19 protein-coding genes are annotated in these 23950 nt (G+C 66.1%); 12 read left to right on the forward strand and 7 right to left on the reverse strand.

Annotated elements, in window-relative coordinates; all coding sequences use genetic code 11:
* Nucleotides 1-2: 2 nt before the first annotated feature.
* The 6 genes from CKW06_RS15525 to CKW06_RS15550 all read left to right on the forward strand — a co-directional run bounded on the left by CKW06_RS15525 (nt 3) and on the right by CKW06_RS15550 (nt 4343).
* Complete coding sequence (locus CKW06_RS15525; protein WP_005410261.1) at nt 3-362, forward strand: GntR family transcriptional regulator; 360 nt, start codon at nt 3-5, stop codon at nt 360-362.
* Nucleotides 362-1237: an ABC transporter ATP-binding protein gene (locus tag CKW06_RS15530; RefSeq protein WP_005410262.1), complete on the forward strand. Its 876-nt coding sequence runs from the start codon at nt 362-364 to the stop codon at nt 1235-1237. The genes CKW06_RS15525 and CKW06_RS15530 overlap by 1 nt, the downstream gene beginning before the upstream one ends.
* Nucleotides 1234-2262, forward strand: a complete 1029-nt coding sequence (locus tag CKW06_RS15535) for an ABC-2 transporter permease (protein ID WP_024958485.1) — start codon at nt 1234-1236, stop codon at nt 2260-2262. The genes CKW06_RS15530 and CKW06_RS15535 overlap by 4 nt, the downstream gene beginning before the upstream one ends.
* Nucleotides 2263-2287: 25 nt before the next feature.
* Entirely contained in the window at nt 2288-3175 is an 888-nt protein-coding gene (locus tag CKW06_RS15540; RefSeq protein ID WP_024958486.1) for a GIN domain-containing protein, read from the forward strand.
* Between the two features lie 30 nt (nt 3176-3205).
* Nucleotides 3206-3817, forward strand: a complete 612-nt coding sequence (locus CKW06_RS15545; protein WP_005413931.1) for a YggN family protein — start codon at nt 3206-3208, stop codon at nt 3815-3817.
* A gap of 100 nt (nt 3818-3917) precedes the next feature.
* Nucleotides 3918-4343 (forward strand): hypothetical protein, encoded by a 426-nt coding sequence (locus CKW06_RS15550; protein ID WP_005413932.1) that lies wholly within the window; start codon nt 3918-3920, stop codon nt 4341-4343.
* A 103-nt stretch (nt 4344-4446) separates the two neighbouring features.
* Here the strand turns inward: CKW06_RS15550 and CKW06_RS15555 are convergent, their stop codons facing one another.
* A complete protein-coding gene (locus CKW06_RS15555; protein ID WP_024958487.1) occupies nt 4447-5874 on the reverse strand; it encodes a class II fumarate hydratase in 1428 nt (475 codons plus the stop codon).
* A gap of 293 nt (nt 5875-6167) precedes the next feature.
* Between CKW06_RS15555 and purB the strand changes: the two genes are divergently transcribed.
* Complete coding sequence (gene purB / locus CKW06_RS15560; RefSeq protein WP_024958488.1) at nt 6168-7535, forward strand: adenylosuccinate lyase; 1368 nt, start codon at nt 6168-6170, stop codon at nt 7533-7535.
* A gap of 170 nt (nt 7536-7705) precedes the next feature.
* Here purB and CKW06_RS15565 read toward each other — a convergent pair.
* A protein-coding gene (locus CKW06_RS15565) for an IS3 family transposase (RefSeq protein WP_095052030.1) occupies nt 7706-9057 on the reverse strand; the annotation gives its coding sequence in 2 pieces (ribosomal slippage) (nt 7706-8610 and nt 8610-9057; 1353 coding nt in all).
* A 572-nt stretch (nt 9058-9629) separates the two neighbouring features.
* Here CKW06_RS15565 and CKW06_RS15570 point away from each other — a divergent pair.
* From CKW06_RS15570 to lpdA, 5 genes are all read left to right on the forward strand, one after another.
* Nucleotides 9630-11045 (forward strand): ribosomal protein uL16 3-hydroxylase, encoded by a 1416-nt coding sequence (locus CKW06_RS15570; protein WP_038645462.1) that lies wholly within the window; start codon nt 9630-9632, stop codon nt 11043-11045.
* A gap of 8 nt (nt 11046-11053) precedes the next feature.
* Nucleotides 11054-11950 carry a GNAT family N-acetyltransferase gene (locus tag CKW06_RS15575; RefSeq protein ID WP_024956655.1) on the forward strand — a complete coding sequence of 299 codons (897 nt, stop codon included), beginning with the start codon at nt 11054-11056 and terminating at the stop codon, nt 11948-11950.
* A gap of 186 nt (nt 11951-12136) precedes the next feature.
* A complete protein-coding gene (locus CKW06_RS15580) occupies nt 12137-14968 on the forward strand; it encodes a 2-oxoglutarate dehydrogenase E1 component (protein WP_005410271.1) in 2832 nt (943 codons plus the stop codon).
* Between the two features lie 40 nt (nt 14969-15008).
* Nucleotides 15009-16211: a dihydrolipoyllysine-residue succinyltransferase gene (gene sucB / locus CKW06_RS15585; protein WP_005410272.1), complete on the forward strand. Its 1203-nt coding sequence runs from the start codon at nt 15009-15011 to the stop codon at nt 16209-16211.
* A gap of 63 nt (nt 16212-16274) precedes the next feature.
* Nucleotides 16275-17711 carry a dihydrolipoyl dehydrogenase gene (lpdA, locus tag CKW06_RS15590; protein WP_005410273.1) on the forward strand — a complete coding sequence of 479 codons (1437 nt, stop codon included), beginning with the start codon at nt 16275-16277 and terminating at the stop codon, nt 17709-17711.
* Between the two features lie 113 nt (nt 17712-17824).
* Here the strand turns inward: lpdA and CKW06_RS15595 are convergent, their stop codons facing one another.
* The 5 genes from CKW06_RS15595 to CKW06_RS15615 form a co-directional block, all read right to left on the reverse strand.
* Nucleotides 17825-18073, reverse strand: a complete 249-nt coding sequence (locus CKW06_RS15595; protein ID WP_032963312.1) for a hypothetical protein — start codon at nt 18071-18073, stop codon at nt 17825-17827.
* Entirely contained in the window at nt 18070-18282 is a 213-nt protein-coding gene (locus tag CKW06_RS15600; protein ID WP_010486834.1) for a hypothetical protein, read from the reverse strand. The genes CKW06_RS15595 and CKW06_RS15600 overlap by 4 nt, the downstream gene beginning before the upstream one ends.
* A gap of 168 nt (nt 18283-18450) precedes the next feature.
* A complete protein-coding gene (locus CKW06_RS15605) occupies nt 18451-20040 on the reverse strand; it encodes an alkaline phosphatase D family protein (RefSeq protein ID WP_012480785.1) in 1590 nt (529 codons plus the stop codon).
* Nucleotides 20040-22283, reverse strand: coding sequence for a TonB-dependent receptor family protein (locus CKW06_RS15610; protein WP_024956653.1), 2244 nt, complete (start codon nt 22281-22283; stop codon nt 20040-20042). The genes CKW06_RS15605 and CKW06_RS15610 overlap by 1 nt, the downstream gene beginning before the upstream one ends.
* Nucleotides 22284-22456: 173 nt before the next feature.
* On the reverse strand, nt 22457-23887 hold the full coding sequence (locus tag CKW06_RS15615) for a replicative DNA helicase (protein WP_005410278.1): 1431 nt from the start codon (nt 23885-23887) through the stop codon (nt 22457-22459).
* Nucleotides 23888-23950 lie beyond the last annotated feature (63 nt).

Consider the following 23950-nt stretch of genomic DNA (forward strand, 5'->3'; position numbering starts at 1 on the left):
ATATGAGCGACATCCAGTGGAGCGACGGCGCTCCCATCTACCGTCAGTTGAAGGAGCGCGTGATCGCCATGATGCTCGACGGAATCCTCAAGCCGGGCGATGCCCTGCCTTCGGTGCGCCAGGTGGCCGCCGATTACCAACTGAACCCCATCACCGTTTCGCGCGCTTACCAGGAACTGGCCGACGAAGGCCTGGTCGAAAAGCGCCGCGGGCTGGGCATGTTCATGACCGAGCAGGCCGCCACGCAGCTGCGCAGCAGCGAGCGCGAGCGCTTCCTCAATGAAGAATGGCCGGCCGTGCTGGAGCGCATCCAGCGCCTGGGCCTGAGCCTCGACGAATTGCTGCCCCAGGGGAAAGTCTGATGAATAGCACCGCAAGCGAACCGGTCATCACCGCCCGCGGCCTGCGCAAGGCCTACAAGTCCACCGTTGCCCTCGACAGTGCCAGCTTCAGCATTCCGAGCGGGCGCATCGTCGGCCTGATCGGTCCCAATGGCGCCGGCAAGACCACCGCGCTGAAGGCCATTCTTGGCCTCACCTCGGTGGAAGGTGAGTTGAGCGTGCTCGGGCGCGACCCGCGGCTGCACCGCGACGAACTGATGAACGACATCTGCTTCATCGCCGACGTCGCCGTGCTGCCGCGCTGGCTGAAGGTGCGCGAAGCCATCGATTTCGTCGCCGGCGTGCATCCGCGCTTCGACCGCGCCCGCTGCGAGCGCTTCCTGGCCAACACCAAGCTGCAGCCGAAGCAGCGCGTGCGCGAGCTGTCCAAGGGCATGATCGTGCAGCTGCACCTGGCACTGGTGATGGCCATCGATGCCCGCATCCTGGTACTGGACGAGCCCACCCTGGGCCTGGACATCCTGTACCGCAAGGAGTTCTACCAGCGCCTGCTGGAAGACTACTTCGACGAGCAGAAAACCATCATCGTCACCACCCACCAGGTGGAAGAGATCGAGCACATCCTCAGCGACGTCATGTTCATCCGTGATGGCCGAATCGTGCTCGATGCGGAAATGGACGAGGTCGGCCAGCGTTACACCGAACTGCTGGTCAACGCCGACCAGCTGGAGACCGCGCGCGCCCTGAAGCCGATCGACGAACGCAGCCTGGCGTTCGGCAAGACCGTGATGCTGTTCGACGGCGTACCGCGCGCCCAGCTTTCCACCCTTGGCGAGACCCGCAGCCCGGGCCTGGCCGACCTGTTCGTCGCCGTCATGAAGGGGACCTACGCATGAATGCCGTCAACCATCCCGTCAGCCCCCTCGGCACGCTGCGCTGGCTGCTCAAGCGCGAGTACTGGGAAAACCGCGGCGGTTTCCTGTATGCCCCGCTGATCGCCGGCCTGATCTCGCTGGTGATGAGCACTGTCGGCATCGCCTTCGGCCTGTTTGCGCTGAACCGCGCGGCGCGCAACGGTGCGCTGCATGTCGATGGCGAGAGCGTGAACGTCAATGGCCTGGACCTGGCGCTGCTCACCCGCAACATCGACGGCAAGGACCTTGCCGACCTCGGTAACGGACTTGACCTGACCCTGGTGCTCAGCTCGGCATGGCCGTTCCTGGTGCTGGCCTTCGTGGTGTTCTTCTATTGCCTCGGCGCCCTGTACGACGACCGCCGCGACCGCAGCATCCTGTTCTGGAAGTCGTTGCCGCTGTCCGATACCCAGACCGTGCTGTCCAAGGTCATCAGCGCACTGGTCGTGGCACCGCTGATCGCGGTGATTGCCGGCATCATCACCATGTTCGGCTTCATGCTGATCATCAGCATCGTCGCGCTGATGCACGGTGGCAGCCCGATGGCGCTGATCTGGGGGCCCGCCAGCCCGTTGACCCTGGCCGCTGGCCACCTGAGCTGGATTCCGGTCTACGCGCTTTGGGCCCTGCCCACTGCAGGGTGGCTGCTGCTGTGCTCGGCCTGGGCCAAGAGCAAGCCGTTCCTGTGGGCGGTGATGCTGCCACTGTTTGCCGGCGTCATCGTCAGCACCACCAAGATCATGCCGCTGTTCGGCCTGACCACCGGCTGGTTCTGGCAGAACATCGTCGGCCGCCTGCTGCTGGGCGGCGTGCCCGGCATGGACCTGCTGTACCGCCTCGGCGCAGGTGAAGGTTCGCGCCGCGACCTGGATTCGGTGGTCAGCCTGATGTCCCCCGCCTCGCAGCTGAAGTCGCTGGCGATGCCGGAGCTGTGGATCGGCGCCGTCGTCGGTGCAGTGTTCATCTTCCTTGCCATCCGCCTGCGCAAGCGCGCCGGCGAGATCTGATCCCATCCATCCGGAGGCACCACCCATGCGTTCTCTGCTCGCCTGTTCTGCGTTGTTGCTGTTGCCGTTGTCGGCGCTGGCCGCCGATGCTCCGAACTGCAAGTTCACTGCCGCCCGGTCACTGAAGCTGAACGTGGCCGGTGCCAGGACGGTGGTGTTCGAGGTCAACCAGCATGACCTGAAGGTGGTCGCCAGCGCCGGCGGCGGCCAGCTGGACGGCCGCGCCTGCGCGTCCAGCCAGGAATGGCTGGACCAGCTGGTACTGGACCAGCGCAAGGTGGGCGACAAGCTGGTGGTGAGCCTGCGCCGCGACGGCCGCCAAAGCGGCATCAGCCTGGGCAACAGCTACGCCTGGCTGGATATCCGTGGCAGCGTGCCGGACAACCTGCCGCTGCAGTTCAAGGTCGGCTCGGGTGACGCCAGCGTGGAGAACGCACAGTCGCTCAGCGTGGACGTCGGCTCCGGTGACGCGGTGGCCCGCGGTACCCGTGGCAGCATCCACGCTGCAGTGGGTTCCGGCGACCTCAACATCGATGGCGGCAGTTCGCTGAATCTGCTGTCGCTGGGTTCGGGCGACGTCAATGCCCGCAACATCGGCGGCGATGCCATCACCGGCACTGTTGGTTCGGGTGACCTGAAGATCACCGATGTGCGCGGCAACGCACGCCTGGATACGGTCGGCTCCGGCGACATCGAGTTCAAGCGCGTGCAGGGCAGCGTCGAAGTCGGCGTGGTCGGCTCCGGTGGCATCGATCTGGCCGATATCGGCGGCAACGTGCATGTGCGCAGCCACGGCTCGGGCGACATCCAGGTGGACGGCGTACGCGGCAGCCTGACCGTCGATCACAGCGGCAGCGGCGATATCGAACACCGCAACGTCAGCGGCCGGGTCACCCTGCCGCGCAGCAAGTAATCCTCTTCCACACACGTCCAGGGGAACATCATGAACCTGTTGCGCCTGCTGCCCGCCACCCTGCTGTGCCTGCCGCTGATCGCCTGTGGTGGCACGTCCTCCGCCCCCGACAAGAGCGTCGGCAAGAGCGTCGCCGAAGCCACCAGCGGCGTCGGCCAGACCGTCAAAGAAGCCATGGACGATGCCCGCAAGGACATCGCCCAGGGCAACATCAAGATCTCGGCCGACAAGCAGCCGCGTGCGGAGATCACGCCGGATGGCCGCCTGCTGATCGCCGGCAAGGAGGTCGCCGCCAACGACGTCCAGCGCCGCCACCTGCAGGAGTACCGCGGTCACGTGGTCGCCGTTGCGATGGCGGGCATGGATGTCGGGCTGGCCGGCGCCAAGCTCGGCGCCAACGCCGCCGGTGAAGCGCTGAAGGGCATCTTCAGCGGCGACAGCGAAGGGGTGGAGAAGCGCATCAACGCCGAAGCCGCCAAGATCGAGGCCCAGGCCAAGCGCATCTGCGATCGCCTGCCGGCGATGCTGGCCAGCCAGCAGGCACTGGCGCGCGAGCTGCCGGCATTCAAGCCCTACGCGACGATGGACCAGAGCGACGTGGACGACTGCGGCAAGGACAACTCGGTCACGTTCTCCAACTGAGACAAATCGACGCACCCGACCGGCTGCGGCCTTCCGTTGCCGGTCGGGCACTGTCGGCGGGCTTACAATGGGGGCCCCGGATGCCCCCGAACCGAACGCCATGAAGAAGTTGTTCCTGCTGCTGGCCACCCTGCTCTGCCTGGGCCTGGTCGGCTGCGACAAGGATTACCGCAATCACCGCGCCGAGCGCGGCAAGCCCAAGATTTCCGTCAGCGAAGGCATGGTGACCGTGCGCCGCCCGCCGGCACCGAACATCATCATCCTCGGCGACGGCACGATGAAGGTGGACGAGATCCAGATTCCACTGGACGACGGGCAGAAGCAGATGCTGCAGACGATGTTCGGCAAGCTGCAGGTGCTGCGCCAGAACACGCTGGTGGCCGCACCGGCCGATCCGAACATGCAGCCGGTGAAGATCCAGCCGCCGGAGGGCATGGAGGTGATCCCGGCCGACCTGATCCAGCGCATCCCCGAGTTCAAGGATTACACCGACACCTTCGGCAACATCGTCGCCGACCGTCGCTGAAGAAAAACGCCGCCCGAGGGCGGCGTTCTTCGTTTCCGTAGAGTCGAGCCATGCCCGACTCCGGAACAACCGTCGAGCGTGGCTCGACTCTGCAACCGGCAGATCACCCCCCGGCGCCACCACCGCCAGCCTGGATGCCACCAGCAGTCAGCGCAGTCGGGTCCAGCAGGCGACGCAGCTCGGCCTCATCAAGCCCGCTGTCTTCCAGCGCCACGTCCAGCACCGGGCGCTGTTCCTTGTAGGCACGCTTGGCAATCGCCGCTGCCTTCTCGTAGCCGATGATCGGGTTCAGCGCGGTGACCAGGATCGGGTTGCGCGCCAGCGCCTCGGCCACGCGATCCTCGCGCACCTTCAGCCCGGCGATCGCGCTGTCGGCCAGCAGCCTGGACACATTGGCCAGCAGGCCGATGCCATCGAGCAGGTTCACCGCGATCAACGGCAGGGTGACGTTGAGCTGGAAGTTGCCGGTCTGCCCGGCCACGGTGATCGCGGTGTGGTGGCCGATCACCTGCGCGCAGGCCATCACCGTGGCTTCCGGAATGACCGGGTTGACCTTGCCCGGCATGATCGAGCTGCCCGGCTGCAGTGCCGGCAGTTCGATCTCGCCCAGCCCGGCCAGCGGACCGGCATTCATCCAGCGCAGGTCATTGGCGATCTTGATCAGTACCACGGCCAGCGCATTGAGCTGGCCGGACAGTTCCACCGCATCGTCCTGCGCGGCCAGGCCTTCGAACTTGTTCTCGGCGCTGTCGAACTTGAAACCGGTCTGCTGCTTCAGCGCCTTGGCCACCTGCGCGCCGAAGCGCGGGTCGGCGTTGATGCCGGTACCGATGGCGGTGCCGCCCAGCGGCAACCGGCGCACGCGCTTGAGGCTGTCTTCGATGCGCTCCTGCGCCGAGGCCAGCTGCGCCGACCACGCACCGAATTCCTGCTCGAAGGTGAGCGGCATCGCGTCCATCAGGTGGGTACGGCCGGTCTTGACCACCTTGCGCAGGCTGCGGCCCTTCTTGTCCAGGGTCTTGCGCAGGTGCACCAGCGCCGGCAGCAGCTGCTCGTGCGCCGCCAGCACTGCCGACACCCGCAGCGCAGTCGGAATCACGTCGTTGGAGCTCTGCCCCTGGTTGACGTGGTCATTGGGATGCACGGTGGTCTTGCCCGCCTTGCCGGCACGGTTGGCCAGGGTGGCGATGACCTCGTTGGCATTCATGTTCGACGACGTGCCCGAACCCGTCTGGTAGACATCGATCGGGAACTGCGCGTCCCAGTTGCCGGCGGCCACTTCGGCGGCAGCGGTCTGGATGGCCTTGGCCACGGTCTTCGGCAGGTGGCCCAGCTCCGCGTTGACGCCGGCGGCCGCGCCCTTGACCAGGCCCAGCGCGCGGATGAAACCGCGCGGCATGCGCTGGCCCGACACCGGGAAATTCTGCACGGCGCGCTGGGTCTGCGCGCCCCACAGGGCATCGGCAGGCACCTGCAGCTCGCCCATGCTGTCGTGTTCGATTCTGAAACCCTTGCTTGCAGCTTTGCTCATTGCATCAACTCCGCACTACTTCAGTTGGGGAAAGGGAAGCGGCGGCTGGCAGGGTGTCGCTTCCCGGGCTGGCGGCTGCGGCCACAATACTCCCTTGCCCGCAGCGTGGGATGACGAGGGCGGGCCAGATCGTTCCACCTGCACGGCCGTTCTGCGCGCGCAAGGGTAGTGCCGGCCGCTGGCCGGCAATCCATGCAATCGAGGGCCGGGCGTGGTTGCCGGCCAGCGGCCGGCACTACCTGACCGGCACGTCGTAGAATATGGCCCCCGCCGCTCGTCCCAGCCCTGCCGACATGTCCGATTCCGCCCTGCTCGCCCTGTCCCCGCTCGATGGCCGCTACGCCGGCAAGGTCGACGCCCTGCGCCCGATCTTCTCCGAATACGGCCTGATCAAGGCCCGCATCGTGGTCGAGGTGGAATGGCTGCTGGCGCTGGCCGCCGAACCGGGCATCGTCGAACTGGCGCCGTTCTCCGACGCCGCCGTCGCCCGCCTGCGCGGGTTGGCCGCCCGCTTCAGCCCGGCCCAGGCCGCGCGCGTGAAGGAGATCGAGCGCACCACCAACCATGACGTCAAGGCGGTGGAGTACTTCATCAAGGAACAGCTGAAGGACGACGCCGAGCTGGCTCCGGCGCTGGAATTCGTGCATTTCGCCTGCACCAGCGAAGACATCAACAACCTCAGCTACGGCCTGATGCTGGAACAGGCCCGCCGCGAGGTGCTGCTGCCGACCCTGGACGGCATCGCCACCACGCTGCGCAACCTCGCCCACGCCCAGGCCGGCCAGCCGATGCTGTCGCGCACCCACGGCCAGACCGCCTCGCCGACCACCCTGGGCAAGGAACTGGCCAATGTGGTCGCCCGCCTGGAGCGCCAGCGCCGGCAGATCGCTGCGGTCGAGCTGACCGGCAAGATCAACGGCGCGGTCGGCAACTACAACGCCCACGTGGCCAGCTACCCGGACGTGGACTGGCCGGCCTTCGCCGAGCGCTTCGTGACCGGCCTGGGCCTGGTGTTCAACCCGTACACCACGCAGATCGAGCCGCACGACAATGTTGCCGAGATCGGCGATGCTGCGCGCCGCGCCAACATCATCCTGATCGACCTGGCCCGCGACATCTGGGGCTACATCTCGCTGGGCTACTTCAAGCAGCGGCTGAAGGAAGGCGAAGTCGGCTCGTCGACGATGCCGCACAAGGTCAATCCGATCGATTTCGAGAATGCGGAAGGCAACTTCGGTATCGCCAACGCGCTGTTCGAGCACTTCAGCGCGAAGCTGCCGATCAGCCGCTGGCAGCGTGACCTGACCGATTCCACCGTGCTGCGCGCACTGGGCACCGCGTTCGGCCACAGCCAGGTGGCGCTGGATTCGCTGGCCAAGGGCCTGGGCAAGCTGGAAGTGAACCCGCAGCGTCTGGATGCCGATCTGGACGCGGCCTGGGAAGTGCTGGCCGAGGCCGTGCAGACGGTGATGCGCCGCCACGGCCTGCCGAACCCGTATGAGCAGCTGAAGGCGCTGACCCGCGGCCAGGGCATCACGGCCGAGTCGATGCGTGCGTTTGTGCAGGGGCTGGAGCTGCCGGCGGATGCGAAGCAGCGCCTGCTGGAGATGACCCCGGGCAGCTACACCGGCCTGGCCGAGGCCCTGGCGAAGAAGATTTAAGGGGTTTCCTTTGCGGCGGCGGCCGCGGGCGCTGCCTGCGGCAGGCAACTGCAACAGCAACAGCAACAGCGATCCAGGCTCTGGGTTGCTGCGGGCTGGGTGGGGCGGGAGGGGCCAGCGGGACACGCCGTGAACCCATCCATGAAGTGACCCCCGAGACTTGGACGGGGTCAGGCGGCCGATTGGGCCCGCTCCCGGTACTCTACCGGGCTCAGACCTTTCAGTTTCAGTTTGATGCGCTCCTGGTTGTAGTACTGGATGTATTCCACCAGCCCAGCCTCCAGACTCTCGATGCTGTCAAAGCTGTTCAGGTAGAAGAACTCCGACTTCAGCGTCCCGAAGAAGCTCTCCATCGCCGCATTGTCCAGGCAGTTGCCACGCCGGGACATGCTTTGTTTCAACGAATGTTTTTCCAGCATGTGCCGGTAGTTTTCATGCTGGTACTGCCAGCCCTGGTCGGAGTGGATCATGGGGCGCTCATCCGGCGAAAGCTTCTTGATGGCCTCCTCCAGCATCTGACCTACCAGATCGAACACGGGCTGGCGCTTGATCTGATAAGCCACGATTTCGCCGTTGTAGAGGTCCATGATCGGCGACAGGTACAGCTTCATGCCTTGTACCTTGAACTCGGTCACGTCGGTCACCCACTTCTGGTTGGGGCGCTCGGCGTGGAATTGACGATTGAGGTCATTGCCAACCACAACATTGGCGGCCCCCTTGAAGGACCGGTAGCGCTTCACCCGTACCCGTGATTTCAGGCCCATCTCCCCCATCAGGCGCTGTACCCGCTTGTGATTGGTCCGATGACCCTGATTGGCCAATTCCAGCGTCACCGTGCGATAGCCATAGCGCCCTTGGCTTTGATCGTAGATTGCACGGATGCGCTCGCACAGGGCTGCCTCGTCCTGATCCGGATGGGCCAGGACATGGTTCTGGTAATAGAACGTACTGCGTGACAGCTCTGCCGCTTCGAGCAGAAGCGACAGCGTATGAACCTGCCTCAATCCTTGGATGGCTTGCGCTTTGCGTCTTGCGCCGCCTGCTCTTCCCGGATCAAGGCATCGAGTTTTTTTAGGTAGTCGGTCTCCGCACGCAGATAGGCGACTTCCTTGAGCAGCTCATCGCGACTCATTTCCTCAGGTGGCTTGGACGACCGGGTCTTTTTCATCGGCTTTCGGGGCAGCGGCGGAGGCGGTGCCAACGCTTGGGCACCGCCTTGAGCATACAGGCGCTGCCATCGCCCCACCGCGCCGGCATCACCAATCTGGAAGTAGGTGGTGGCCTCCCGCCCGGACATGCCGTCCTGGCTCATCTTTTCCAGGACAGCCAGCTTGAACGGGAGGTCATAGAACCGGGCCTGGCGATGAAATCCGCGCCAACCATGCAGCCGATAGGTCGCCACCCAGCGCCTGACCGTGGAGAACTCAAGGCCGTGGCGACGGGCAATGGCTTTGACCGATGTGGAGGTCTTGCAGGCCTCTTTGGCGACCTGCAGTTTGAAACGTGCGTCGTATCTGTTCATGTATCCCTCGGGGTTGGATCTGACGTCCAACTCCCGGGGGGCACTTCACCATGGGGGCTCGATGGCGCCATCCATGGCGCCAACGGTCCCGCTGGCCCCTCCCGCCCCGCCTCTGACAGTTTCCCGGTGACGGATCGAAGAGCGTTGGGTTTTCGGGACGGAATTGAGAGGGACGCGGCTTCGCCGCGTCCCTCTTTTGTTTTGGGATGAGCAAGCGCAGCGCGCGACCCGCTTTTGCCTTGCTTTTTCTTCTTCCATTCCGTGGCGGGCCGCGCAGGAAACTGTCAGGGGCCGGGCGGGGTGGGTTCGCGGGACCGTTGGCGCCATGGATGGCGCCATCGAGCCCCCAGGGACGGGTTCACGGCGTGTCCCGCGAACCCACCCCGCCCGGCCCAGCCCATGAAGCCAGCGCTTTGCGCGACCAACCCCCCCCGCCACGAGGGGCTCCGCCGTTGGCCGGACACCCCGCGACAAACCCGCGCACGTGCGCAATCCCCACGAACGGCGGACAATGGATATCTCAGGCGGCCCGCTGCGCCGCCCCTCCCGCTTTCCGCTGCAAGGATTCCCCCATGGCCGCCCGCAAGTCCTCCGCCCCCCTCATCGAAGTCACCGCCCGCCCCGGCCAGCCGCTGGGCATGGCGCCGGCCACCTTCCTGCGCGACTTCTGGCAGAAGCGCCCGCTGCTGATCCGCAACGCCTTCCCCGACTTCCAGACCCCGGTGCAGCCGGAAGACCTGGCCGGGCTGGCCTGCGAAGAAGGCGTGCTGGCGCGCCTGATCGAGCACGACAAGACCCAGGACGGCTGGCGCGTGCGCACCGGCCCGTTCCAGGAAGACGTGTTCCCCGCCCTGCCCGACCATGACTGGACCCTGCTGGTACAGGACGTGGACAAGTGGGACCCGGACGTGCGCGCCCTGATCGAGCACTTCAGCTTCCTGCCGCGCTGGCGCATGGATGACGTGATGATCAGCTTCGCCGCCACCGGCGGCTCGGTCGGCGCCCACGTCGACCAGTACGACGTATTCCTGCTGCAGGCCCACGGCCACCGCCGCTGGCAGATCGATGCCAGCGAATCGATCAAGGGCAGGCAGCCGCCGCTGGGCTTCCGCCCCGACGTGGAGCTGAAGCTGCTGAAGGTGTTCAAGCCCACCCACGACTGGGTGCTGGCGCCGGGCGACATGCTCTACCTGCCGCCGAACGTGCCGCACCACGGCGTCGCCGAAGACCCCTGCCTGACCTTCTCCTTCGGCATGCGCGCGCCATCGTCGGCGGAACTGATCAGCGACTACCTGGACACCCTGATCGCCGATGCCGACGAGAACATCCGCTACCAGGATGCCGACCTGAAGGTGCCGGCCGACCCGAACGAGATCGACACGGTGGCGATGGCGCGGGTGATCACCGCGCTCAATGCCATCCGCATGAACGATCCAGACAAGCTGGGTGACTGGTTCGGCCGTTTCATCACCACCTACCGCGCCGCTGGCGAAGTGATGGCTCACCAGGCCGCACCGGCACCGGAGGAAGTGGTCCAGGCCCTGGCCTCGGGCCTGCTGCTGCAGCGTCATCCGTGGGCACGCCTGGCCTGGCGCCGGGCCAAGCGCGGCGCCAGCCTGTACGTCAGCGGCCAGGACTTCGCGCTGCCGGTGAAGGACGCGCAGCGCCTGGCCGGCGCCGAGCAGCTCGATGCCGCCGCCTATCGCGGCCTGTCCGACAAGGGCCGCGCGGTGGTCCAGCAGCTGTTGGTCGGTGGCGTGTTCCAGCTGATCGATCCGAACGAGGTGTATGACGCTGAAGATGAGGATGACGGCGAAGACGCCGTGGTGCTCGGCGAAGTGGTCGAAGGCCGTGACCGTGTCGACGCGATCGACGCCGACGCGGTGTCCGACGACGTCCACACCGTGACCGTGCACGACGACGGCATCGAGGTCATCGTCAACTTCGAGGATCACGACGAAGACGACAGCGACGACGGTCGCGCCTGAGCCCTGCCATGGTCCGGGTCCAGCAGGTCAGCCACGCCGACGCCCACGTCGCCATCCACGACGTGCGCCAACGCGTGTTCGTGCAGGAACAGGGCATCGCCGCCGAGCTGGAACGCGATGCGCTGGACCCGCTCAGCGCCCATGTGCTGGCGCTGGACAGTGACAACCAGCCGGTCGGCACCGGTCGGCTGGCCCCGGACGGCCGCATCGGCCGCATGGCGGTGCTGGCCAGCCATCGCAGCCACGGGGTCGGTGAGGCCCTGCTGGAGGCACTGGTCGAGGCCGGGCGCAGGCTCGGCCTGGCCGAGCTGCACCTGCACGCCCAGCTGCCCGCCCGCGATTTCTATGCCCGCCAGGGCTTCCTGCCGGAAGGCGAGGTATTCGAGGAGGCCGGCATCGGCCACCAGCAGATGCGACGCCGGTTGGGCGCGGCCAGTGCCATCGACAGCCGCGAGCAGGCGGTGGCCATCACCACGGCCATCGTCCACCGCGCCCGCCGCCAAGTGTGGCTGCACAGCCGTCAGCTGGACCCGGGACTGCTCGACGCGCCGCCGGTACAGGCCGCCCTGCGCCGCTTCGTCACCGCCCGCCACGACAAGCAGCTCCGGGTGATCGTGCACGACGCCGCCGCCATCGCGTCTGCCGGGGCGCCGCTGCTGGCCTTGGCCCAGCGCCTGCCCAGCGTGATCCAGTTCCGCGAGGTCACCGACCCGATCGACCGTGCGTTGGCCTCGGCCTGCCTGCTCAACGACGCCGGCGACTTCTACTTTCGTCTGATCGGTCATCGCCTCGACGGCGAGGCAGGCGTCGCGCTGCCTGCACGTTCGCAGCCGTTCGAGCAGCAATTGCAGCGGGTCTGGGACCGTTCGCGCGATTGCAGCGAACTGCGTGCGCTCGGCATCTGAGCGGGTACCGCCCACTCAACCTGTCTGGAAGCGGCACCGGGGGACCCGGGATGCCCGTTCTGGTGCCCCTTCCTGTCCGGATGGGGGTACAATTTGGCTGTTTGAACGCGCCCGCGCAGGGCTATTCATCTTCCTGCCGGGTCCTTCTGAAGCCATACCCCACAAAGCGAATCAACACCCTCCATCGTGGACAATCAACTGAAGCAGTTTGCGCAATCTTCGCAGCTCGCCGGCGGCAACGCCTCCTATGTCGAGGACCTGTACGAGCAGTACCTGGTCTCCCCGGACAGTGTCGATCCCAAATGGAAGACCTACTTCGACGGCTTCAAGGGCCGCGAAGCAGGCGACATTCCGCACTCGGCCGTCATCTCCCACATTGCGGACGCGGCCAAGGAAGCGCTGAAGGCCGGCACCGGCAACGGTGCGGGCGACGAGCGTGAACGCAATGTCGGTCGTCTGATCACCGCCTACCGCTCGCGCGGCCACCTGGACGCCCGCCTCGATCCGCTGGGCCTGGCCGCGCCGGTCAACACCCCGGACCTGGGCCTGCCGTTCCACAGCCTGTCCGATGCCGACCTCAACAGCGAGTTCAGCACCGGCGGCGTCGGTGGCCAGCCGCGCATGAAGCTGCGCGACCTGCTGGCACGCCTGAAGGCGACCTACACCGGCTCGATCGGTGCGGAGTTCATGCACATCTCCGAGGTCGAGCAGCGCCAGTGGATCTACAAGAAGCTGGAAGCAGCCGGTGGCAACTACCAGCTGGACGCTGACACCCAGCGCCGCACCCTGGAGCGCCTGACCGCGGCCGAAGGCCTGGAGCGCTACCTGCACACCAAGTACGTCGGCCAGAAGCGCTTCTCGCTGGAAGGCGGCGACTCGCTGATCCCGATGATGGACACCATCATCCGCAGCGCCGGCAAGGATGGCGTCAAGGACGTGGTGATCGGCATGGCCCACCGCGGCCGCCTGAACGTGCTGGTCAACACCCTCGGCAAGAACCCGCGCAAGCTGTTCGACGAGTTCGAAGGCAAGTTCGAGCACGACGAGCACGCTTCTGCCGGCGACGTGAAGTACCACATGGGCTTCTCGGCCGACGTGGCTACCGACGGCGGCCCGGTGCACCTGGCGCTGGCGTTCAACCCGTCGCACCTGGAAATCGCCGACCCGGTCGTGGCCGGTTCCGTGCGTTCGCGCCAGGAGCGCCGCAAGGACACCGCACGCAAGCAGGTCATGCCGATCCTGATCCACGGCGATGCGGCCTTCTCGGGCCAGGGCGTGGTCATGGAGCTGTTCCAGATGTCGCAGGCCCGCGGCTTCGCCGTCGGCGGCACCGTGCACATCGTGGTCAACAACCAGGTCGGCTTCACCACCTCCAACCCGCTGGACACGCGCTCCACGCGCTACGCCACCGACGTGGCGAAGATGATCGCCGCCCCGGTGCTGCACGTGAACGGCGATGATCCGGAAGCGGTGGTGTTCGCCGCGCAGCTGGCCTTCGAGTTCCGCCAGAAGTTCGCCAAGGACGTGGTCATCGACCTGATGTGCTACCGCCGTTGGGGCCACAACGAGGCCGACGAGCCGGCGATCACCCAGCCGCTGATGTACCAGGTGATCCGCAAGCACCCGACCACCCGCGAGATGTACGCCGAGCAGCTGGAAAAGGCAGGCGTGATCGCTGCCGGTGCCGGCAAGGCGATGGTCGATGCCTACCGCGAGAAGCTCGATGCCGGTGAGGTGACCACCGAGCTGGCCAAGGTCGAGAAGACCCCGCCGACCAGCCCGCTGTTCGTCGATTGGCCGAAGCTGCTGGAAGGCAAGCTGTCCGACCCGGTCTCGACCAAGGTCGAGAAGAACAAGCTGGTCGAACTGGCCAAGCTGATCAACACCATTCCCGAAGACGTGCAGCTGCACTCGCGCGTGGCCAAGGTCTATGACGACCGCCGCAAGATGGCCGCCGGCGAGATCCCGGGCGACTGGGGCTTTGCCGAGAACCTGGCCTACGCCACCCTGCTCGACGAAGGCCACGCACTGCGCCTGGTCGGCCAGGACGTCGGTCGCGGTACGTTCACCCACCGCCACGCGATCCTGCACGACCAGAAGACCGACAACTACTACATGCCGCTGCGGCAGCTGGTGGATTCGCCGGAGAAGGCCACCGTCATCGATTCGCTGCTGAGCGAAGAAGCGGTGATGGCCTACGAGTACGGCTTCTCCACCACCGATCCGAACACGCTGTGCATCTGGGAAGGCCAGTTCGGCGACTTCGCCAACGGCGCCCAGGTGGTGATCGACCAGTTCATCGCCGCCGGTGAAGCCAAGTGGGGCCGCATTTCCGGCCTGACCCTGCTGCTGCCGCATGGCTATGAAGGGCAAGGCCCGGAGCACAGCTCGGCGCGCCTGGAGCGCTTCCTGCAGCTGTGTGCACTGGAGAACATGCTGGTGGTGGTTCCGTCCACCCCGGCACAGGCCTTCCACATGCTGCGCCGCCAGCTGCACCTGACCACCCGCAAGCCGCTGGTGGTGATGTCGCCGAAGTCGCTGCTGCGCCACAAGCTGGCCGTGTCGACCCTGGACGAACTGGCCAACGGCGAGTTCCAGCACCTGATCGGCGACGCCAGTGCGGACGCCAAGAAGGTCAAGCGCGTGGTGCTGTGCTCGGGCAAGGTCTACTACGACCTGCTGGAAGACCAGACCAAGCGTGGCCAGGACGACGTGGCGATCATCCGCGTGGAGCAGCTGTATCCGTTCCCGCGTGCGCTGCTGGCTGCCGAGCTGAAGAAGTACGGCAAGGCCACCGACGTGGTGTGGACGCAGGAAGAACCGCAGAACCAGGGTGCGTGGTACCAGATCCGCCACCACCTGCAGTTCTGCCTGGCCGATGGCCAGAACCTGCACTACGCCGGTCGCGCACGTTCGGCGTCGCCGGCTGCCGGTCACATGGCTGACCACGTCCGCGAACAGCAGCAGCTGATCGCCGACGCGCTGGTCAACCCGTTCAACGACACGTTCGCTGAATAATCCTCCCCCTATTTAGAAGACAAACCAGGAAGCTCCCGCAATGGCCACCGAAGTCAAAGCCCCGGTACTGCCCGAATCCGTCGCCGACGGCACCATCGCCACCTGGCACAAGAAGGTGGGCGACGCCGTCAAGCGCGACGAAAACCTGCTTGACCTGGAAACCGACAAGGTCGTCCTGGAAGTGCCGTCGCCGGTCGACGGCGTGCTGAAGGAAATCAAGTTCGCCGAAGGCTCGACCGTGACCTCCAGCCAGGTCGTGGCGATCATCGAAGAAGGCGCCGTGGCTGCTGCCCCGGCTCCGGCTGCCGAAGCCGCTCCGGCTGCAGCCGCTGCCCCGGCCGCTGCTGCTCCGGCCGCTGCCGCCGCTCCGGCCCCGGCCGCCAAGTCGGCCGCCGATGCGCTGCCGCCGGGCGCCCGCTTCACCGCCATCACCGAAGGCGTGAACCCGGCCGACGTCGACGGCACCGGCCGTCGCGGCGCGGTGACCAAGGAAGACATCGTCAACTTCGCCCGCAACGGCGGCGCCGGCAAGGCCGGTGGTGCACGTCCGGAAGAGCGCGTGCCGATGACCCGCATCCGCAAGCGCATTGCCGAGCGCCTGATGGAGTCGAAGAACTCCACCGCCATGCTGACCACCTTCAACGAAGTCGACCTGTCCAAGGTGTCGGCGGCGCGCAAGGAACTGCAGGACGAGTTCGTCAAGGCCCACGGCATCAAGCTGGGCTTCATGAGCTTCTTCGTGAAGGCCGCCGCCAACGCGCTGCAGCGCTTCCCACTGGTCAACGCCTCGATCGACGGCGACGACATCATCTACCACGGCTACTCGGACATCTCGATCGCCGTCTCGACCGAAAAGGGCCTGGTCACCCCGGTCCTGCGCAATGTCGAGCGCATGTCGTTTGCCGACATCGAGAAGACCATCGCCGACTACGCCAAGAAGGCGCGTGACGGCAAGCTGGGCCTGGATGAACTGCAGGGCGGTACCTTCACCGTGACCAACGGCGGCACCTTCGGTTCGCTGCTGTCGACCCCGATCATCAACCCGCCGCAGAGCGCCATCCTGGGCATGCACGCCATCAAGGAGCGTCCGATCGCCCAGAACGGCCAGGTCGTGATCGCGCCGATGATGTACCTGGCGCTGTCGTACGACCACCGCATCATCGACGGCAAGGATTCGGTGCAGTTCCTGGTGGACATCAAGAACCAGCTGGAAAACCCGGGCCGCATGCTGTTCGGCCTGTAAGACACCTCCCGCCCCTCCGCGCCTGCGCGGAGGGGTTCTGGTAATGCATCAAGGAATAATTCAATGGCTGAACAATTCGACGTCGTCGTCATCGGTGCCGGCCCGGCCGGTTACCACGCTGCCATCCGCGCGGCCCAGCTGGGCCTGAAGACCGCCTGCATCGACGCGGCGCTGGGCAAGGACGGCAAGCCGGCCCTCGGCGGCACCTGCCTGCGCGTGGGCTGCATCCCGTCCAAGGCGCTGCTGGATTCCTCGCGCCAGTTCTGGAACATGGGCCACATCTTTGGCGACCACGGCATCAGCTTCAAGGATGCCAAGATCGACGTCGAGGCGATGGTTGGCCGCAAGGACAAGATCGTCAAGCAGTTCACCGGCGGCATCGGCATGCTGTTCAAGGCCAACAAGGTCGCTGCCTATTATGGTTTTGGCGAACTGCAGCCAGGCAACGTGGTCAAGGTCACCCAGCATGACGGTTCCATCGTCGAGCTGAAGGGCACCAACGTCATCATCGCGGCCGGTTCGGATTCGATCGAACTGCCGTTCGCCAAGTTCGACGGCGAGACCATCGTCGACAACGTCGGCGGCCTGGACTTCACCGAAGTGCCGAACCGCCTGGCGGTGATCGGCGCCGGCGTCATCGGCCTGGAACTGGGCAGCGTGTGGAAGCGCCTGGGCGCGGAAGTCACCATCCTCGAAGCCATGCCGGAGTTCCTGGCGGCTGCCGACGCCGAAGTGGCCAAGACCGCTGCCAAGGAATTCAAGAAGCAGGGCCTGGACATCAAGCTCAATGCCAAGGTTTCCAAGACCGAGATCACCGGCAAGGGCAAGAAGAAGGAAGTCATCGTCACCTACACCGACGCTGAAGGCGAAAAGACCCTGACCGTGGACAAGCTGCTGGTGGCCGTTGGCCGTCGCGCCGCCACCAAGGGCCTGCTGGCCGAAGGCACCGGCGTCAAGATCAACGAGCGCGGCCAGATCGAAGTCGACGCGCACTGCCACACCGGCGTCAACGGCGTGTGGGCGGTCGGCGACTGCGTGCGCGGCCCGATGCTGGCGCACAAGGGCTTCGAGGAAGGCATCGCGGTGGCTGAGCTGATCGCCGGCCTGCCGGGCCACGTCAACTTCGACACCATCCCGTGGGTCATCTACACCGAGCCGGAACTGGCGTGGGTCGGCAAGACCGAAGCCCAGCTGAAGGCCGAAGGCATCCCGTACAAGGCCGGCAGCTTCCCGTTCGCCGCCAACGGCCGTGCCGTGGCGATGATCGAGCCGGCGGGCTTTGTGAAGATCCTGGCCCATGCCGAAACCGATCGCATCCTCGGCATGCACCTGGTCGGCGCCAACGTCTCCGAACTGGTGCACGAAGGCGTGCTGACCATGGAGTTCAGCGGTTCGGCCGATGACCTGGCCCGCATCTGCCACGCCCACCCGTCGCTGTCGGAAGTTATCCACGACGCGGCGATGGCAGTCAGCAAGCGCGCCATCCACAAGGCGAACTGATCGTTCGCTGGTAGTGCCGGCCGCTGGCCGGCATCACCCGGATACGAAAAACCTCGCTTCGGCGGGGTTTTTTTGTTGCCCGTTTCCCTGTAGCGCCGAGCATGGGCTCGGCGCTACACCTTTCCAGCCGGCTTCTTCGGTGGATCCTCGCAGACCCTGTGCTGCACAACCGTATCGCCGACCTTCGATTCCTTCGCGACCCTGCAGCGCTCCTTGGCTTTCGGCGCAGAGACCGCCGCAGCATTGGCCTCGTCAGCCGCAGCGGTCTGCTGGCGTTCCAGCCACACCGAAGGCGGTGCTGGAGGTGCAGCCAGTACCGGGCCCGCCAGCAGGACCAGCCCCATCAGCAACACGGCCCTCATGCGGCCACCGCCCGGCCACCCAGCAACCGCGCGGGCAGCATGAACAGCGCGCGCAGGAACGCAAACAGCGCCGAGAAGGTGATGCCGACCAGGCGGAACGGCAGGCTCAGCAGCCACACGAACGGCCAGGCGATCAGGGCAAGGATCGCCAGCGGCCAGCACAGCACGAACAGCAGGCACCACACACCGAGCGCGAACAGGGTCTTCATCACGGTCTCCTTGTGGCGGCACCTTGCCGCCTGCGGACACCTTGGCGCCCCGCTCTGGCCGCCCGCAAACGGTTTGCGACGAAACCCGGCTCGGGGCGATGAATCCGGTGGTGGGGAAACCGAAGATTGATCAGGTTGCCGGCCAGCGGCCGGCACGACCGAACGGATTCACACCGGCACTGCGCCCGGGCGGCCGTGGGTGACCTGGAAGCGCGCCGCAGTGCGCACCGGCGCATCCGCGTGCAGCACGCTGTCGGCGAAGCGCAGCTCCGCATCCACGGTCTGCCGGTTCAGCTGCAGCTTCCACCAACCACGGCGGTCACCGTCGAAATAGCGGATATGCGGGTTCTGCGGAATCGACGAACCGTAGTACGGGCCATAAGGCGTATCGTCGCCGCCGCTGCTGATCGCCGGAGCGATGAATTCGGTGGCGACGACCGGCGCGCTGGCCGCGTCGAAATCCAGCTTCAGGTCGTTGACGAAGGTGGAATGCCAGTCACCACCGAGCACGATGGCATTGCCCTGCCCGCCTGCCTGCATCGCCTGCAGCAACCGCTTGCGTGCGGCGGGATAGCCGTCCCAGGCATCGTTCCAGAAGCGCTCTCGCGCCGTGCCGCCGTCCAGCCGCAGCTGCGCCATCAGCAGCTGCTGCACCACCACGTTCCAGCGCGTGCCCCGTGCGGCCGCCATCGACTGCGCGAACCAGGCTTCCTGGCCCACGCCCAGCATGCTAATGCGTGGATCCAGCGCAGCGTCGCAGCGCGGCGACTCGCCCACCCCGCAGGGATTGGCCGGACGGAACTGGCGGCAGTCGAGCAGCGCAAGCTGTGCCAGATCGCCGTAACGCAGGCGCCGATGCACGCGCAGGCCACCGTTGCCCGCAGGCGTACTACGCATCGGCAGGTGTTCGTAGAACGCGCGGTAGGCCGCCGCGCGGCGAACGATGAAGTCCTCCGTCGAGACGCCGGGCTTCTCCGGATGGATGCCGGAGTAATCGTTCTGCACTTCGTGGTCGTCCCAGATCACCGCGAACGCGTGGGCGGCGTGCGCGGCCTGCAGATCGGGATCGAGCTTGTACAGCGCGTACTGGTCGCGGTAGCGCTCCAGGCCGACGGTCTCGCCACTGAAGCGTTCCGCATCCAGCGTGAGACCACGCGCGTTCTGCAGTGGGCTGTACTCGTACAGGTAGTCACCGGCATGCAGCACCAGGTCGACATCATTCTTCGCGATATCGCGCAGCACCGGGTAGTAGCCACTGTTCCAGGCCTGGCAGGTGCACAGGGCCAGCCGCAGCTGCTGCAGCTGCGTGTCGGGCAGCGGCGCGGTGCGGAAGTGGCCGACCGCGCTTTCCTCGTCACCGTCGCAGGCAAAACGGTAGTAGTAGTCGCGGCCTGGGCGCAGGCCATTGACCTCCACGTGCACCGAATGCGCCAGCTCGGGCACCGCCGCGGCGACGCCACGCTGCACCAGCCGGCGCATGCCCGGGTCTTCGGCCACGAACCAGCGCACCGGCACCGCCCGCGATGGCATGCCGCCGCCGTTGAGCGGGTCCGGCGCCAGACGCGTCCACAGTACGGCTCCCTGCGGATCCGGATCGCCGGCGGCGACGCCCAGGGTGAACGGATCACGCCCCAACCGCGGGCGCGGGCCGGCCGTGGCCAGCCCCGGCATCGCCGCCAGTGCGATCGCCGCCCCCGTGCCCTGCCACGCCATGCGCAACAGGCGACGACGGCTTTCCGGATCGACGGGGCCGCGCATCAGAAGTGCACGGTGGCGGTGGCCATCACCTGCCGCGGCGCGCCAACCTGCATGGTCGCCAGGCTGCGGGTCGGGTCGGCGGCGTAGGTGCCGTTGGTGTTGATCGAGGACAGGTAGCGCTTGTCGGTCAGGTTGGTCAGGTTCAGCGCCACGGTCAGGTTCTGCGCCGGGCCGAGCGTGCCGAAGTCATAGGCCACCGAAGCGTTGACCAGCCAGTAGCTGGGCACCGACACGTCGTTGGTATAGGTCACGTAACGCTTGCCGACATGGTTGGCGGCCAGGCGCAGGTCCCACGGGCCCGGGGTCCAGGCCAGGGTGCTGGCGAACATCCATTCCGGGGTGTCGACGGTCTTCTTGCCGCGGGTCGGCACCACGCCGTTGTTGACGTAGTCGTTGTCGTAGGTGCTGTCATTCCACGACAGCGCGTTGGACCAGGCCAGGTCCTGCATCGGCTTCAGCTGCAGGGTCGCCTCGGCGCCGCGGCTGGTTACCGAACCGACGTTGGAGAACAGCGCCGGGCAACCGAGGATGCCCACGCACTGCGCGATGGCCAGCAGACGGTTGTCGAACTTGACGTCGTACACCGCTACCGAGGCTTCATAGCCCTGGCCGTAGCCGCGCCAGCCCAGCTCGATGGTGCGCGACTGTTCCGGCTTCAGGTTCTTCGCGCTGGCATCGAAGGCGGCCTGCGGCACGTTGAACGGGCTGCCCACGCCCAGCGCGTAGGCGGCCACGTTCTTGGCGAACGAGCCGAAGATCTCGTTGCCCTCGTTGAGCTTGAAGTTGAAGCCCGCCTGCGGGAGCAGGCCCTTCTTCGAGGTCAGGCTGCTGTTGTTGGCATAGCTGCCCAGCGGCGTGCGCACGCGGGTGCGGGTGTGCGGCGACTTCGCGCCGATGTCGATGGTCAGGCGGTCATCGAACAGGCGGAAGCGGTCCAGCACGTAGAACTGGCGGGTGATGGTGGTGTAGCGCTGGTGCCACACGCGCTGGTCCGGATTGCGCAGGAAGAAGTCGTCAGTGATCGGGCCGTCGATGTAGTAGAAGTTGCGCTGCACGCTGTGGCCGTTGTCTTCGTACCACAGGCCCGCCTCCAGTTCGTGGCCCGCCACGTTCCAGGTGAACGCCGAGGTTACGCCGGTGCGGTCGATCGCATACTCGGTGGTGCGGATCGAGATCGGGATCTCGCGGCTGGTGCCCGGGTTGGACGGATTGGACGGGCTGAACCAGTGGCCCTGGCCACGGTTGCTGTGGTTGTAGACGTTGACCTTCAGGCGCATCGACTCGTTCAGGCCGAAATCACCGGCAATGCTGGACACATCGTCATTGCGCAGGCCGTGGCCGGAGTAATAGGCGTCCCACGGGCTGTTGACGCCACCACTGTACTTTCCGCGTGCAGCAGCCACCGCGCGATCCCAGTCCGGCGCGTAGTTGTCCCAGTCCCAGCCGAGGCGATCGATCATCTCCAGCGACAGGTCCTGGTAGTCGGCCTCGACACGGCGCGAAGCGTTGAACAGCGCGGTGATCCTGCTGTCCGTGCCGAAGTTGTAGGTGGCCTTGCCGTTGAACTGCTTCAGTTCCTGCGAGCCCTTGCCCTTCCACTTGTCGCCTTCGGAATACACGCCGGACAGGTAAGCGGCAAAGCCCTGGTGGTCGCCGGTATCGAGGCGCGCATAGCTGCGGCGCGCATTGTCGCTGCCGAAGCTCTGTGCCAGCACGACCCCATATTCGGTGGACGGATCGATCGAGTAGAACTGGAACACGCCGCCGAGGTTGCTGGTGGACGGCGTACCCAGCGCACCAATGCCGGTGGAGACCTCCGCACCGCCCAGGTTCTCGCTGATCACCGCGCGGCTGATGTGCAGGCCGTTGCTGTTGCCGTAGGCCATGTTGCCCAGCGGGATGCCATCGAGGGTGTAGCCCAGGCGATTCTGGTTGAAGCCACGCAGGCTGATGCTGGTGGACCATTCGTAGGCGCCGGTGGCATCGGCCGATTCGAAATGCACGCCCGGCTTGGCCGCCAGCAGCTTCAGCGGGTTGGCACCGGGCGGCAGGACCTTCATGTCCTCGGCGGTCACGCGCTGCACCTGGCGGGCTTCGCCGCGGCCGATCACCGAGATCGAATCGAGAGTCGTGGCCGACTGCGCGTCGGTCGCCGGGGCGGTTTCAGCGACAGCCAGCGACGGCAGCGAAGCACAGACCAGCAGGGCCAGCAGATTGCGGCGAAGCGGAGCGTGGGACGGCATGGAGGCGGATTCCTTGGGCACGCTGGACGCCGAAGGGCGGCGTCGAAGAGCAGCAGCGGCGGAATCGTAGAAGCCTCGCGTTACATGTCATTTACACGCCACGTACGGAAGATTGGCGTTCTGAATGGTTTGCAAGCCGTGGGGTGGTTGCCGGCCAGCGGCCGGCACTACGGTTATTCGAATGAGCCGACCGAGTCGTGGGCCAGGTTGTCGAAGCGGGTGTACTCACCGAAGAACTTCAGCTTGCACGATCCGGTCGGGCCACCACGGTGCTTGCCGATGATGATCTCGGCCAGGCCCTTGTCCGGCGAATTTTCCTTGTTGTAGTAATCGTCGCGGTAGATGAACACGATCATGTCCGCGTCCTGCTCGATTGCGCCCGATTCGCGAAGGTCGGCCATCACCGGGCGCTTGTCGGTACGTGTTTCCAGCGAGCGGTTGAGCTGCGACAGCGCGATCACCGGCACGTGCAGTTCCTTGGCCAGGCCCTTCAGCGAACGCGAGATCTCCGAGATTTCGGTGGCGCGGTTTTCGCTGTTGCCCGGCACGCTCATCAGCTGCAGGTAGTCGATCACCACCAGGCCCAGGTCGTGCTCGCGCTTGAGGCGGCGGCACTTGGAACGCAGCACTTCCGGCGACACGCCCGGCGTATCGTCGATGAAGATCTTGGTTTCCTTCAGCATCTTGATTGCGCTGGTGACGCGGCTCCAGTCTTCATCTTCCAGCTGGCCGGTACGCAGGCGCTGCGCGTTGATGCGGCCGTTGGAGGAGATCAGGCGCATCGCCAGCTGCGAGGCCGACATTTCCATCGAGAACACCGCCACGCCCTTCTTCGACTTGATCGCCGCGTACTCGGCGATGTTCAGTGCAAAAGTCGTCTTGCCCATGGCCGGGCGCGCGGCGAGGATGATCAGGTCGGTCGGCTGCAGGCCGGCGGTCATCGCATCGAAGTCGTTGTAGCCGGTCGGCAGGCCGGTGATGTTGCCGCCGTTCTCGAAGCGGTTGCGCAGTTCCTCGAAGGCATCCTTCAGCGCGCCAGGCATCGCCACGAAGTCGGTACGGCCGCGTGCACCCTGTTCAGCGATGGCGAACACGCTCTTCTCCGCAGAGGCCAGCAGCTCACTGCTGTCACGGCCCTCAGGCTGGAAGCCATCGTTGACGATGTCGGTGCCGACCTGGATCAGCTGCCGCAGCACGGCCTTGTCACGCACGATCTCGGCATAGGCCACGATGTTGGCCGCCGACGGCGTGGTGCTCGCCAGCTCGATCAGGTAGGCACCATCGCCCACCAGTTCCAGCTTGCCCTGTGATTCGAACCACTCGCCCAGGGTCACCGCGTCGAACGGCCGCTCGCGCTCGGACAGCTCACGGATCGCGCGGTAGATCATCTGGTGATCGCGGCGGTAGAAATCGCCCTCGGTCAGCTGGTCGTTGACCCGGTCGTAGGCCTCCGGCGCCAGCATCAGGCCACCCAGCACCGCCTGCTCGGCTTCCACCGAATGCGGCGGAACGCGCAACTGGTCGATACGCGATTCATCGCGATCACGATCAAAGCCATCACCGCGCTCTCTGCGGTTGGAACGGAAGCCGGAACGAGCGGACATGCTGCGGTGTTTCCTGCAAAAGTGGGCCGGACGAGTGTAGGCATGCGCCGACCCCGGCAGCCA

The organism is Stenotrophomonas maltophilia (assembly GCF_900186865.1).
GTDB classification, from domain to species: Bacteria; Pseudomonadota; Gammaproteobacteria; order Xanthomonadales; family Xanthomonadaceae; genus Stenotrophomonas; species Stenotrophomonas maltophilia.